This window comes from Paenibacillus tritici, from assembly GCF_018207515.1.
In the GTDB taxonomy this organism is placed as follows: Bacteria; Bacillota; Bacilli; order Paenibacillales; family Paenibacillaceae; genus Paenibacillus_AQ; species Paenibacillus_AQ tritici.
Window position 1 is genome coordinate 7183271 of sequence record NZ_CP073365.1, and the last position, 13722, is coordinate 7196992.

12 protein-coding genes are annotated in these 13722 nt (G+C 52.8%); 5 read left to right on the forward strand and 7 right to left on the reverse strand.

Going from position 1 to position 13722, the window contains the following annotated elements; all coding sequences use genetic code 11:
• Positions 1–21: 21 nt before the first annotated feature.
• From KDC22_RS30910 to KDC22_RS30920, 3 genes are all read right to left on the reverse strand, one after another.
• On the reverse strand, positions 22–201 hold the full coding sequence (locus KDC22_RS30910; RefSeq protein ID WP_173136030.1) for an aspartyl-phosphate phosphatase Spo0E family protein: 180 nt from the start codon (positions 199–201) through the stop codon (positions 22–24).
• 287 nt (positions 202–488) lie between these two features.
• Complete coding sequence (locus tag KDC22_RS30915) at positions 489–1880, reverse strand: helix-turn-helix domain-containing protein (RefSeq protein ID WP_246553129.1); 1392 nt, start codon at positions 1878–1880, stop codon at positions 489–491.
• 175 nt (positions 1881–2055) lie between these two features.
• The gene (locus tag KDC22_RS30920; protein WP_211721394.1) at positions 2056–2667 is read right to left on the reverse strand and encodes a LysE/ArgO family amino acid transporter; all 612 of its coding nucleotides are present in this window, start codon (positions 2665–2667) and stop codon (positions 2056–2058) included.
• A gap of 204 nt (positions 2668–2871) precedes the next feature.
• Between KDC22_RS30920 and KDC22_RS30925 the strand changes: the two genes are divergently transcribed.
• The 4 genes from KDC22_RS30925 to KDC22_RS30940 all read left to right on the forward strand — a co-directional run bounded on the left by KDC22_RS30925 (position 2872) and on the right by KDC22_RS30940 (position 6475).
• On the forward strand, positions 2872–4461 hold the full coding sequence (locus KDC22_RS30925) for an aminotransferase-like domain-containing protein (protein WP_343221857.1): 1590 nt from the start codon (positions 2872–2874) through the stop codon (positions 4459–4461).
• A gap of 115 nt (positions 4462–4576) precedes the next feature.
• On the forward strand, positions 4577–5176 hold the full coding sequence (locus KDC22_RS30930) for a TetR/AcrR family transcriptional regulator (RefSeq protein ID WP_425516977.1): 600 nt from the start codon (positions 4577–4579) through the stop codon (positions 5174–5176).
• Between the two features lie 19 nt (positions 5177–5195).
• Entirely contained in the window at positions 5196–5939 is a 744-nt protein-coding gene (locus KDC22_RS30935; RefSeq protein WP_211721396.1) for an SDR family oxidoreductase, read from the forward strand.
• A gap of 146 nt (positions 5940–6085) precedes the next feature.
• Complete coding sequence (locus tag KDC22_RS30940) at positions 6086–6475, forward strand: YhfM domain-containing protein (RefSeq protein ID WP_211721397.1); 390 nt, start codon at positions 6086–6088, stop codon at positions 6473–6475.
• Between the two features lie 43 nt (positions 6476–6518).
• On the opposite strand, the gene KDC22_RS30945 is transcribed toward KDC22_RS30940, so the two are convergent.
• The 3 genes from KDC22_RS30945 to KDC22_RS30955 are packed head-to-tail and all read right to left on the reverse strand — an operon-like array spanning position 6519 to position 10063.
• A complete protein-coding gene (locus tag KDC22_RS30945; protein WP_246553133.1) occupies positions 6519–7595 on the reverse strand; it encodes a sensor histidine kinase in 1077 nt (358 codons plus the stop codon).
• 1 nt (position 7596) lies between these two features.
• The gene (locus tag KDC22_RS30950) at positions 7597–8268 is read right to left on the reverse strand and encodes a response regulator transcription factor (protein ID WP_211721398.1); all 672 of its coding nucleotides are present in this window, start codon (positions 8266–8268) and stop codon (positions 7597–7599) included.
• Positions 8198–10063, reverse strand: coding sequence for an ABC transporter ATP-binding protein (locus KDC22_RS30955; RefSeq protein ID WP_211724260.1), 1866 nt, complete (start codon positions 10061–10063; stop codon positions 8198–8200). Before KDC22_RS30955 ends, KDC22_RS30950 begins: the two co-directional genes overlap by 71 nt.
• A gap of 324 nt (positions 10064–10387) precedes the next feature.
• Between KDC22_RS30955 and KDC22_RS30960 the strand changes: the two genes are divergently transcribed.
• Positions 10388–11611 (forward strand): MFS transporter, encoded by a 1224-nt coding sequence (locus tag KDC22_RS30960; RefSeq protein WP_211724261.1) that lies wholly within the window; start codon positions 10388–10390, stop codon positions 11609–11611.
• Positions 11612–11858: 247 nt separating this feature from the next.
• Here the strand turns inward: KDC22_RS30960 and KDC22_RS30965 are convergent, their stop codons facing one another.
• Entirely contained in the window at positions 11859–13562 is a 1704-nt protein-coding gene (locus KDC22_RS30965) for a glutamine--tRNA ligase/YqeY domain fusion protein (protein WP_211721399.1), read from the reverse strand.
• Between the last annotated feature and the right edge of the window lie 160 nt (positions 13563–13722).

Consider the following 13722-nt stretch of genomic DNA (forward strand, 5'->3'; position numbering starts at 1 on the left):
ACAGTTTCTCTCAGATATTCCTTAAGCAGGGGGCCTTTTATTCATCCGGTAGCTATTATCGTAAGCATTGAGCAGTTCATCCAGTACTATGGATTGCCGCAGGACCTCAGGATGATTGAAACCTCCATATTGAATATGTAATTTGTGAAGCTTAGTTCTTGCTTGCTCAATACGAATTCTAACACTTGCTGGACTATACATGGGAATCCCTCCTCCTTATGCAACATTATAGATATTTATGTAAAACTATAAAATAATGGTCCGATTGCATTATCTGTTAAAGTGGATATATTGACAACGCTCTGGCGAGATAAGAGTTGTCCATAAAAAAGACGCCCCTGCATTAAGCAGAAGACGTCTAAGATGATACTGTACAGTTGCAGCCGCTTACTCAGGCACCCGGGCCATGCCCATTTACTTGAATCATTTGTGGTTGTATAGGTTTGCCCACTACGTCTGCTACAGGCATAGTCATCAGTACAACAACACTACACGAGGCTAGCAATAACAGGAGTTTTCTTTTCATTTGCATCCCGCACCTCTCTTATTAAGATTTTGTATTGCATCTGCTCGTCTTCTCCAGCAATATGCCTGTTCTGCTCGAATAAATCAACACATTTGAAGACGATGCTCTCATTATTAAGCTTAGATGATGATTCCAAACCTTCTAGGATATATCCAATGCCTTCGCTTCGCTTATTCCGCAGATAATAAACTCCCAGTTCAACAAGAAATCTGGCATGTTGGTCAGCTTTAATCTGCTGATTGTACACTCCGAACTCATTAAGATGTATCCTATAGGGCATGTAATCAGAGAAACGTTCCAAAATAGAATCTATATTCCAGTTATACAGGTTAGCAGATTTGACGATATAAAATAATGCTGTGAAAATCTCCCCTTGTTGCGTGGAAATATAATTAACATAATCATCTATTACTTCTAGCTGTCCATCCAGTAAGCGATACAAATAAGTATTAGCCTTGCCCCATTCCTGGAATTGCGCTACAGTCCTCTTCGCTTCCTCACTTTCTTCATGTATCCAGTTTACGTCCGAATATAAAGGTACAAGTTCAAGAGCCGTTTTGTAATCCCCACATTCATCGTAAGCATTCGAACGCATTAGATGGGCATACAATATATAAAAGCAAAGAGGTTTCTCTCCGCTCTTCACTGCCTCTTTATGTTTCGAGTGACAATAAAGATCATACCGGATTGTAGCAAGCCGAAGTAACTCAAGAGCAAGCTCATTTACTTTACTCCATAATTGCAGTGAGTAGTAGACATCCATCAAATCTTTCAGTGCACCCAACTGATCCGCCTCATTCAACCGCGGAATGTAGCTCTCGAACAGGGTTGCCGCGCGCAGGTTCGTGCTCTGGTCGTCACCGAGGGCGATCTGGAACAGGCGGTATTGGCACATGGCCAGCCGTTCGGAGTACTGGTATTTCTCGCTGGCACTCACATTCTCATAGAGCAGGGCCGCCGCCGGCCAATGTCTCTGCTGGAACAAGCCTTCCGCGACTTCAAAAAGCATGGGAACATAGGTCAGATTATCCAGCAGATTCTGCACCAGCAGCTCGATACAATCCACGCGTCCCAGTTCGGCACACTTTACAATGAACGGGCGAAGCCGCCGCCAGGTCGGTGCCGAATAATAGAAGCATTCATCTACATACAATCGGTAAAAATGGTCCTCTCTCATCCCCATCCCTTCAGTAATTAACTCCAAATGGCTCATGGCAATCGGCTGATGGCCCTTAATAATCCGGCTCAATGTCCCGGAATTAATGCCGGATCTTATGGCGAACTGATTAATAGACATCTCATGCTGTGATAAATAATCCGCTAACTGATCTCGAATCATGGCTGCAGGCTCCAAAGTAACTCCACCTCCCACGTTCCAGAATTTAGAACATTATGTTGATATCTGTAATAGTAGGGGATCAGATTTGAAATTTCAATAGATTTGGCTCAAATTATTATGAAGTTGTGAACTTTTGGAAACAGTTTGGCAACCGCCTTGCCGAACCCGGTTATACGAGGCTAGATTGGCGTCAAAAGAGACTCCAGAGCTGTACTCCCATGTAGACGGCGATTCCCCAGATCAATAGGGCTGACACGGTATTCAGCCCCTTAATGAACTTGCCGGAGGCATCCATCCTGCCGAGCAGACGGCCGGCGGCGGCAAGACCCAGGAACCAGAGCCAGGATACGCACACTGCAGCCACTGCGAAGACCCAGCGCACCGCACCGTCATATTGCAGAGAGCTGGTGCCGATAACGCCTACGGTATCCAGCAGGGCATGAGGGTTCAGGAGAGACACGGACAGCGCATAGAGGATCTGCCCCTTCGGCGAGAGACTTCCCGACTCTTCCTTCGCCGGAGCGGCTCTCCAGATTCTCCAGCCCATGAAGACGAGAAAAAGAATTCCCGCACCATAGATAAGGGGCGTGACCCAGTGCAGCGACAGGATCACCAGTGAGACCCCGCCGACAGCCGCAGCTATCAGCAGCGTGTCACATACCGCTGCCGTCAGAACTACAGGCAGCACCCTGCGGAATCTTACATGCTGCACTCCTTGATTAAATACGAATATATTCTGCACGCCCAGCGGCAGAATCAGTCCGAAGGCCAGAATAATTCCATGCAGAGTAGCTTGTACCATCTTTTGTCCCCCTTCCTAATCATGCGGTATTGCCGGATGGACAAGCATCACAGGCAGCTTCCCGCGTTAAGCCCTCTGATCGTACCCTGCTGCGCCCCTGACGTAACCATCCAAGTTATCCACCACCTACCCAACCAAGGTGAATGGATGGGGATGCACCATGGTACACTTAAGGAAAGAAACCGTACAGGAGGAGCTTGTCCCTTGACCCATTCACACCAACCTGAACAATCAGACTTAGGCGTGTCCGGCCTTTCCGTTCATTCTGAAGCTCCCTCGCCCGCAGATGCTGATCAGGAGCAAAACGGTACACTGCCTGTCCTAACCGGCATGTGGAAGCCTGACCCCGCTTCTGCACAACCGCTTCATCGTCAGATTGCAGCCTACCTCCTTGCCAAGATCAGCAGCGGGGCATGGCCTGCCGGTATGCGTCTGCCTCCGCAGCGGGAGCTGTGCCGCCAGCTCGGGGTCAATCGTAGCACGGTGGTTACGGCGCTGGGCCAGCTTACCGCACTGGGCCTGATTGAAGGCAGGCGCGGCGGCGGGACCCTGGTAGCAGAGATGCAGCCGTCCTCGGGAGATTCAGATCCGGCAGCGGCTCCGGCAGAACCGGGGCGCTCCGGTAACTGGAATGATTACGTTGAAGAAGGGATTCATTATCCCAACCTGCCTACCGTCCAGGATATCAACCGGCTCGAATACGAGCCTGGCCTGATCCGCCTCGGCACTGGTGAGCCTGCGCCCGAGCTGCTGCCTGGTGCAGCAATGAACCGGGTGCTGGCAGGACTCTCGCAGCGCATTCTTCCTCCGCTCTCTTATGAAGAGCCGCTCGGCAATCCGGCGCTGCGGGCTGCGGTCAGCCGGATGCTGGCCAGAAGCGGCATCGCCGCTGACCCCGCCTCCATCCTGATCACCTCCGGGGCGCTTCAGGGTCTACAGCTCATTGCCCTTGGGCTTCTGCCGCGCGGCTCGTCCATTCTGCTGGAGAAGCCCTCTTATCTGTATTCGATTCATGCTTTTCAGTCTGCGGGGGTGAAATTCAGCGGCTTGCCTATGGACGGGCGCGGTCTGATCCCGGAGCAGCTTGCGGCCGAGGCGATCCGCAGTAAGGCCGCGATGCTCTACAGCATCCCTTCTTTTCACAACCCTACCGGAATCCTGATGGATGCAGAGCGCCGCCGGGAGCTGATGCAGGTGACAGGCAGACTGGGGCTGCCTATCCTGGAGGACGGGGCCTACCAGGAGTTGTGGCTGGATGCACCGCCTCCACCGCCGCTGAAAGCGCTGGACCATGAGGGAAGAGTCCTGCATCTGGGCACACTCTCCAAAGCGGCCAGCCCCGGCCTGCGCATCGGCTGGATTGCCGGCCCGGAGCCGGTAGTCCGGCGGCTGGCCGACATCAAGATGCAGAGCGATTACGGCGCAAGCTCCCTGTCTCAGCTGGCTGCCGCCGACTGGCTGGAGGGCGGCTATCATGAGGAGCATCTGGGTATCCTGCGCGGTAAGCTCCGTGATCGCCGTGACCACATGCTTGCGTTGCTGCAGCATCATTGTGCCGGATTAGCCACCTGGAACGTCCCGGCAGGAGGGTTCTACATCTGGCTCTCCCTCCTGCACTCTGCCCCTCCGCGCAAGCTGTTCACCGCAGCCCTGCGCGCCGGACTGCTGCTGAATACAGGCGATCTGTACGACCGAAGTGACCGGAGGCATCTCAGACTATCCTACGCTTATGCCTCAGCAGCAGAACTGGAGCGCGGAATCCCCCTGCTGGCAGAGCTGATCAAGAGAGGATAATACAATTAATCCATACAGCCGGATTGCAAATAGCGCCGAACAAATGACAAAATAAATTATTTGTCATTTGTTCGGCGCTATGCTATGCTTCATCCATAGAAAGGGGAAGGGTACCGTGAATAAACCAGGCTCTTTTTTGAGCAAGACAGAAATCCTTGATGCGGCTGAACATACCCTGCGCAGATACGGGCCGGACAAGGCCTCGGTCACTGATGTAGCCAAGCTGCTGGGTGTCAGCCATGGAACACTGTACCGGCATTTCCCCAGCAAGGCCGTACTGCGGGAGGCGGTAACGGAACGCTGGCTGGAGGAGAGGATTGTAGCTCCGCTAAGCGACATTGCCGGGAAGCCCACCGCTAACGCCTTCAAGCAGCTTGGAGATTATATCGCTAAGCTCGTTGAGCTTAAGCAGCATTATGCCGCGCAGGACAGCGAGATGTTCAGAATGTATGCAGCCGTCACCGAAGAATCGGCAGAGCTGGTCGGAGTCCATATCCGCAAGCTTCTGGATCACATCGCCCTCCTCATTGCCCAAGGCATTGAACAAGGGCTGATCACCGGGGAGATCCCAGCCGGGGTACAGGCTCAATCCGTCTTGTATGGCACCGCCCGCTTCCATCATCCGGCTCACGCCTATGAGTGGCGCCGCCCCGGTGTTCTGCAAGAATTCTCCAATCTCTGGGCCCTGCTGGAAAGAGGCTTATCTGTACAGTAAATTCGAGGAGGAATATCAAATGACGCAACCATTGCAAGGCAAGGTGGCTATTGTTACCGGATCATCGAGAGGAATTGGGCGGAGTGTCGCCGAGCGGCTCGCTGCGCAGGGAGCTTCTGTCATCATCAACTATTCCAGCAGCCCAGAGCAGGCGGAAGAGGTTGTTCAGATGATTCAGGCGGGAGGCGGGACAGCAGCCGCCTTGCAGGCAGACATCAGCAAGCCCGCACAGATTGAACAATTGTTCAAGGCTGCCAAGGCCCTCTACGGAAAGATCGACATCGTGGTCAACAATGCGGGGATTATGATTAATTCGCTCATAGGTGAAGCGACCGAAGAGCAATTCGACAAGCAATTCGCCATCAATGTCAAAGGAACCTACTTCTCCTGTCAGCAGGCGTTCCTCTATCTGGAACAAGGCGGACGGATTATTAATTTCTCCACCTCGGTCAACGGCCAGATGTTCCCTGCCTACAGCATGTATGCCGGCACCAAAGGCGCAGTGGAACAGTTCACCCGCCAGCTCGCCAAGGAATTCGGCAGCAAGGGCATTACGATCAATGCAGTTGCACCGGGACCGGTAGCGACCGAGCTGTTCCTGAAGGGCAAGTCCGAAGCTATGCTGGAAGGCTTGAAGCAAGCCAATGCTTTTGGACGCTTGGGTGAACCGGAGGATATTGCCGGCGTGGTCAGCTTCCTGGCCGGTGAAGGCTCCGGCTGGATTACCGGTCAGACCCTCCGCGTCAACGGCGGGTTCATCTGACCGGCAGAGGCAGAGCTATAACACGAGAAAACAGTCTGAGGGATAGTTTACTTAGTGAAATTGCCAACACATACTCAAATGAGTTATAAATTTATTATGGAGACTGAATGATCAGTCTCCATCTTTCTTGTGTAAGGAGGGAGTTTATGAGAAAAATCGGCATCATTTCAATTTCATTGATAATATTGCTTGTTTTAATATATGTTTTAGTCAGACCAAATCCTGAGATTATTAGCGTCAATCTTATTTCCGAAACAGCGGAAATTACTTACACTGACATTGATAGCATTCGAATATTCGACGATGCTATAAGAACTGCGAAAAAAGTACGCGGGGCTGTTGATGTGGGTCCACCCACGTATCGAATGAATGTTACTTACGCAGATACTGAAGTTGTTAAATATAGCCTTTATATAGATTTCAAAACCGAAGATGGATTTTTAATTAAAGATAGCGATAGTGAAAAGATGCTGAAATTAAAAGATCGGAGTTCTAAAGAACTAACTGATCTGTTAAGTAAAGTAAACACAGAATAGTTGAATTGCTATATCATGATTTATAGAATCTCTGTGGTAGCGACTACAGGCCAATCACCTTGGTGTTTGGCAGACGTACGATGAAGGCCGTCCCCTCACCGGGACGGCTTGTTACCTGTATGCTCCCTTCGTGAAGTTCGACGATCTTCTTCACCAGCGGCAGTCCCAGCCCGCTGCCTCCGCCGCTGCTGACGCTTCTGGACTTGTCTACCTTATAGAACCGTTCAAAGATCCGCGGCAGCTCCTCCTCGGCAATGCCGATTCCGCTGTCCTTCACCTCCACTTCCAGCCACTCCCCCGTGCTGCGCAGGGAGACGGTGATCCGTCCCCCGGGCGGGGTGAATTTGATGCTGTTATGCAGCAGGTTGGTCCATACCTGGCTGAGCAGATCCTTCACTGCAACTACGGTGGCTTCCGCAAGTTCCGCCTCCACTTCAATGTCCTTGCCGAGCCACTGCGGCTCTGAAGCCAGAATCATCTCCTGCACCTGCTTGTCCAGCCGGTAAGGCTTCCGTTCGAACGGGAAGCTCTCTGCCTCCAGCGCAGACAGCTTCAGCAGATTGTCACTCAGGCCAGACAGCCTCCGGCTCTCCGCTTCAATGATATCCAGATAATGCTTCCGGCTCTCCGGGCTGAGGCTATCATCCTTCAATGCAGCGGCGAATCCGCGGATAGAGGTCAGAGGCGACTGGATCTCATGTGATACATTCGAGATGAAATCCTGACGCATCATTTCCATCCGGCCTAGCTCATTGGCCATTTCGTTGATCCCCTCCACAATTCCGCCGAACTGCCGGTACTGCCTGATGTTCCCCAGTTCAACTTTGAAATTCCCTTTGGAAATCTGACGCATGGCCGTAAGGATCGGCCCATAGAATTCCTGTTCATGACCACGGGTAGCGAAAGCAATAATGCCTGCCACACAGAAAAAAATAATAATCTGCATCCCCATAACAAACAGATGATACCCGTATTCAGAGAAGGACCAATGGAAATGACGGGCCAGCAATCTCGATCCGAAATAGCTCCCGTTCCAGGAGATAAAGAGCATGATGATGATCCCGGCTATAGGTCCAGCCACATTCATTTTTTCCCATATTCTCATGATTCTGCTCTTCATGCTATCCCTCCAGCCGGTAACCCAGGCCCCGGATCGTACGAATAGCGAATCCGAATTTCTCCTGGGGAAACCGCTCGCGCAGACGGCCTACATGCACATCCAGGGTCCGCTCATTGCCTTCATAATCATAACCCCAGATCTCTTCAATCAGCCGGTCGCGTGTCAGTGTCTGCCCCCGGTAGCTGGCCAGCTTGAATAACAGTTCAAATTCCTTCAGCGGCAGCGTAATATCACCATGCTCGGATAGTACTTCATAAGTCTTGCGGTTCATCCGCAGGCTCCCTACGGTAACGCTCTGGGCGGCAGAAATTTGGTACCGCTTCAGCAGTGCTTTCACTCTGGCGATCAGTATGGGCGGCTCAAACGGCTTGACCAGATAGTCGTCTGTGCCCAGCTCGAAGCCTTTGACAATCTGCGAGGTCTCCCCCTTGGCCGTCAGCATCAGGATCGGGAAGTCGTACTGCCCCCGCAGCTCCCGGCACAGCTCCCAGCCGTCCATATTCGGCATCATCACATCAATAATCGCCAGATCCGCCGCGTTCTCTTCGAGCAGCCGCAGTGCCTCCAGTCCATCGGAAGCACTCAGCACCTCTGCCATCCCTTCAGCTCTCAGGAACACTCCCACCAATTCGCGGATGTGCGGATCGTCGTCCACTACCAGTATTTTGACCATACCCTGTCGAACCCTCCTCTCTAACGCGGCCCTGTGGCTCCGGTGTATTCATCTGCAGCTGCTGCTCGGCGAATTCACGGTACAGCGCATGGTCCCTCAGCAGCTCCTCATGTGTCCCCTTACCGGTTATCCGCCCCTTCTCCATAAAAATAATCTGGTCCGCATTCACTACGGTAGCGAGCCTGTGGGCAATAACAATCGTGGTCCGGCCCTGCATCAGATTCCCCAGCGCCTTCTGGACCACTGCTTCCGACTGGCTGTCCAGACTGGACGTTGCCTCATCGAGCATAAGAATCTTCGGATCGCGCAGCAGCGCTCTGGCGATGGCAATCCGCTGCCGCTGTCCGCCGGACAGCTTCACCCCGCGTTCGCCGACATCCGTGTTGTACCCGTCCGGAAGCCCCTCAATGAAGCCGTCAGCGTAGGCCATGGCCGCAGCGCGCTTCAGCTCCTCCTTACTGATCTCACGCTCCAGCCCGTATGCCAGATTCTCGGCTATCGTACCCGCCAGCAGCGGACTCTCCTGGGAGACATAACCGATCCGCTCCCGCCAGGATTTCAGGGAGAACATCGACACCGGCTTGCCGCTCAGCCGGATCACGCCGCTCTGCGGCTCATAGAAGCGTTCCAGCAGCGAGAACAAGGTCGTTTTGCCGCCGCCGCTTGGACCTACAATGGCAGTGACCTGACCAGGCAGCATAGTGAAGCTTACCTTATTCAGCACCTTCTCGCCCGTCTTGTAACCGAAGCAGAGATCTTCCACATCAATAGGCCCTTCTTCGCCTGTAGCCTCTTCTACGCCTTCATATACTTCTTCCTCTGCCGCAAGCGTCTCGATAATACGCTCTGAGGCACCTTTGGCCTTCTGGAGCTGGGTGAAGAATTGCGTCAGCTGCGTCAGCGGCATAATAATCTGAATCAGGTACAGAATGAAGGCTACCAGCTCACCGGCGGTCAGCGCCCCCGAGGACACCTGCATCCCGCCATAGCCGATAATCACCACCAGCAGCATCATGAAGACGAAGGAGATCAGCGGGCTGATCAGTGCGCTGATCTTGCCCTCACGAATACCGAAGGCCAGCAGGTTCATAATCCCTTTGCGTCCGGCTTCATATTCCTTCTGCTCGGCTCCTGATGATTTAACCAGGCGGATCTCGGACAACACGCCGCTAAGAACGGCAGTGAAGGAGGCGGTCTCATCCTGGGTCCCCTTGGATATCTTGTACATCTGCCGTCCCAGCGGCACCAGAATCAGCGCCGACAATGGGAGAACCGCGAACAGGACCAGCGTCATTTTCCAGTTCAGATAGAGCAGCACAGTGATAGAGCCGACAATGGAGATCATACCGGTGAACAGGCTCGCCAGATGCTCAGAGATCAGTGTTTTGAGAATCCCCGTGTCATTGGTCATCCGGCTGACGCTCTCGCCCGTCCGGTTCTCATTGTAGTAGGACACAGGCAGCACAAGGAATTTACGCCACAGCCGGTCTCTCAGTGCGGCGACTATTTTTTGTCCGATCGCATTCAGCAGATAGATGGATAACCCGCCGGCAATAGTCTGGGCGATGAACGCTCCGGCGATTCCGGCAATCTGCAGCTTGCTGACCGAAGCCAGGGAGAAGCCATCGACCAGATTCTTCGTGAACATTGGAATAACGAGACCTACGAGGGTCGAAATCACGCTGAGGCCAAGAGCCAGCGTCAGCAGCATATAGGATGGCTTAGTTTGGTGCAGCAGCTTCAGGAAGGGCTTCATGGCCGCCCCCTGCTTCTGCGGTGCTTGCTTGTTCTTCATGTTAATCCCCTTTTCCGGCAGATAGATGTCAGGAACAGTCAAGGACTGCTTCCGCCTTAGACCCTAGAATAACGGCCCTATGTAAACTGAAGTTAAACGGCCCGGAACAATAGCCGCATAGCAGATTTTTTATCTGGAACAATATGGAATTCGGGCTGATTCTGGCCTCTTTCCTTATCTTTGCCCGGCTCATTCCCATTGATTTGCAAATCACCATAAAAGTTGGTTTGTATCCCTTTTCAACAAATGTTACAGTGATAGGAGCGGCATATTTACAGCCACAGCAAGACTGCAAGACACCCTGGCGGGAAAGGAGTGCAAAGTTTGCGGGAGAACCTCGATAAGCAGCTGTCTTTCACCTCTCTGAAATGGTTCAACTTCTTCGTGTATGGAACAGTCGTCCTCTTCACCAGCTTCTTTCCGCTATATCTGCAGGATGTTGGGATGAATAAGCTGGAGATCGGAAGCCTGATGTCGGTAGGCGCACTTGTATCCATTATTGCCAATCCCTTCTGGGGGATCTGGAGTGACCGTTATCAGAATATCCGGCGGATTGTCCTCGTCATGCTGACAGGAACGCTGGTTCTGTCCCAGCTTGTATTTCAGGCGAATACATATGAAATGATCTATATAGCTATTCTGCTCTTCTATTTCTTCCAAGGGCCGCTGTTCGCCCAGAGCAATACCATGATTCTCAGTTATATTGACGGAACCCGCCGCAGGTTCAGCTCTTTCCGGCTATGGGGGTCGCTCGGCTGGGCGTTCACTGCCATCCTTGCGGGTCCCGTGATTGAGTGGGCCGGCATCTCAGTGCTGTCCTATCTTTTTGCGGCACTGCTCTGCGCAGCGATGATTGCCCTGATTACCCTGCCGAAGCTCGACCATTCGATTGGAATTGCCCCCCTGCCGTTCAAGGGGATGCGTCAGATTTTCTACAATCCTTTTTTTCTGTGCTTCGTCCTCTTCGGCATACTGGTCTCTATTCCGAATACGATGAACAACACCTTTGTGTCACTGTACATCACAGAGCTGGGGGGAAGCAAGACCATGATCGGCCTCGCCGTATTCCTGTCCTCCATTCTGGAGATGGGGGTACTGCTCCTGTGCAATCTCATTCTTAAGCGCAGAATCCCTGTGCTGCTGGCCTCGCTTACGCTGGTCAGCGCCCTGTTCTTCCTGCGGTGGTGGCTGATGGCCGGTGCAACCACTCCGCTGCAGGTGGCGTTCATTCAGGTACTGCACTCCATTACGTTCGGCGGCTTCTTCTATGTCGGAACCCAGTTAACCATGCTGCTCGTGCCACGGCCTTACCGTTCCTCGGGACAGGCTCTGTACACGCTCGCATGGAGCGGGATTTCGGGGATTCTCGGCGGCGTACTCGGGGGCTGGTTATATCAGACCCTTGGGGCGCAGACCATGTATCAATCCGGTGCGATCCTGACTCTGTTCGGCGCCATCGGCTTCGGCCTGATGTGGCTCTTCGTCATCCGCGGCAGCTACCGGCCCCCGGCCGATCCGGAGGATGAGCCGGAGGAAGATAGCGAATAGCGAATAGCGAATAGCGAATAGCGAATAGCGAATAGCGAATAGCGAATAGCGAATAGCGAATAGCGAATAGCGAATAGCGAATAGCGAATAGCGAATAGCGAATAGCGAATAGCGAATAGCGAATAGCGAATAGCGAATAGCGAATAGCGAATAGCGAATAGCGAATAGCGAATAGCGAATAGCGAATAGCGAATAGGCTTGGTCTCCCGGGTGGGAGACCAAGCCTATTTTGCCGTTCATAAGTGTTCTAGCCTTGCTTGGGCTGGAAGGAGCTTTTGAGCGGCACTACCAGATTGAATACCAGATGGTCCGGCGACGAATATTTGCTGTCTACGTTGAAATACCCGTGGCGGAAGAACTGGAACTTGTCCTGCGGCACGCTGTCCTTCAGGCCCGGTTCCACGAAGCCCTGGAGGATCTCGATGGACTTCGGATTCAGCTGATCCAGGAAGGTCGGCTCCGGCTTACCCTCAGAAGTCTCCAGACCTTCAATCTCGGCATCCGGCTCAGGTTCTTCTGCAGAGATCAGCGGCTCATACAGGCGGAATTCCGCCGGTACAGCCTGGCTGGCATCGACCCAGTGCAGCGTTCCCTTGACCTTGCGTCCAGTGAAGCCGCTGCCGCTCTTCGTCTCCGGATCATAGGTGCAGTGCAGCTCCACAACTTCGCCATTCTCATCCTTGATGAAATCGTTGCACTTGATGAAATAAGCATTCTTCAGACGCACTTCATTGCCCGGGAACAAGCGGAAATACTTATTCGGCGGAACCTCCATGAAGTCATCGCGTTCAATATAAATTTCACGGGAGAACGGAATCAGGCGGTTGCCCATCTCCGGGTTCTCAACATTATTCTCAATCTCGAAATATTCGGTCTCACCTTCCGGATAATTCGTAATCACTACCTTCAGCGGCCGCAGCACCGACATCGTCCGGGGAACCGTCAGCTTGAGATCTTCGCGGATGAAGTGTTCCAGCATCTGCAGGTCCACCAGACCCTGGCTCTTGGAGATCCCGGTCTCGTGTACGAAGCTGCGGATCGCCTCCGGCGTATATCCACGGCGGCGTAGTCCTGAGATCGTCGGCATGCGGGGATCATCCCAGCCGTCTACATGGCCTTCATCCACCAGCAGCTTCAGCTTGCGCTTGCTGGTAACGGTCTGGGCCAGATTGAGGCGTCCGAATTCATACTGATGCGGTGCAGCCTCCATCTCACATTCAGCGACAACCCAGTCATAGAAGGGGCGCTGATCCTCGAACTCCAGAGAGCAGAGGGAGTGGGTGACATGCTCGATAGCATCCTCCAACGGATGTGCGAAGGTATACATCGGATAGATGCACCACTCATCTCCCGTATTATGATGATGGGAGTGTGAGATCCGGTAAATAACTGGGTCACGCAGATTGATGTTCGGGGAGGACATGTCGATTTTGGCGCGCAGCACCTTCTCACCGTCCTTGAATTCCCCTGCCCGCATCCGGTGGAACAGATCCAGATTCTCTTCAATGCCACGTTCACGGTACGGACTGTTCTTCCCCGGCTCGGTCAGTGTTCCCCGGAACTCGCGGATCTGCTCGGCGCTGAGATCATCGACATAGGCTTTGCCCTTCTTGATCAGCAGCTCGGCCCGCGCATACATCTCCCCGAAATAATCCGAGGCGAACCGCAGCTCCTCCCATTCATACCCGAGCCATTTCACATCCTCCTGGATGGAGTTCACGTACTCGGTATCTTCCTTGACCGGATTCGTGTCATCGAATCTCAGATGGGTTTTGCCGCCGAATTCATCTGCCAGTGTAAAGTTAATCCAGATCGCCTTGGCATGTCCGATATGTAAATAACCGTTCGGCTCCGGCGGAAAGCGGGTAACGACTTCCTTAACCTTACCCGAGCGGAGATCTTCGGTAATGACGTTCTTAATGAAATTGGAGGGTGTGCCCTGATTCTCCACAATGATCAACCTTTCATTCTGTAATATAACTACTTCCTTGTATGAACATGTTTCCTACTAATATACCCGTTAAGCAGGGAATGTTCAATAAAAGTTAAGCACCCGCCGCATCCTTTGACTTCTCTCCCGGCGATGGAGTAGCATGATAAATATAGGAATA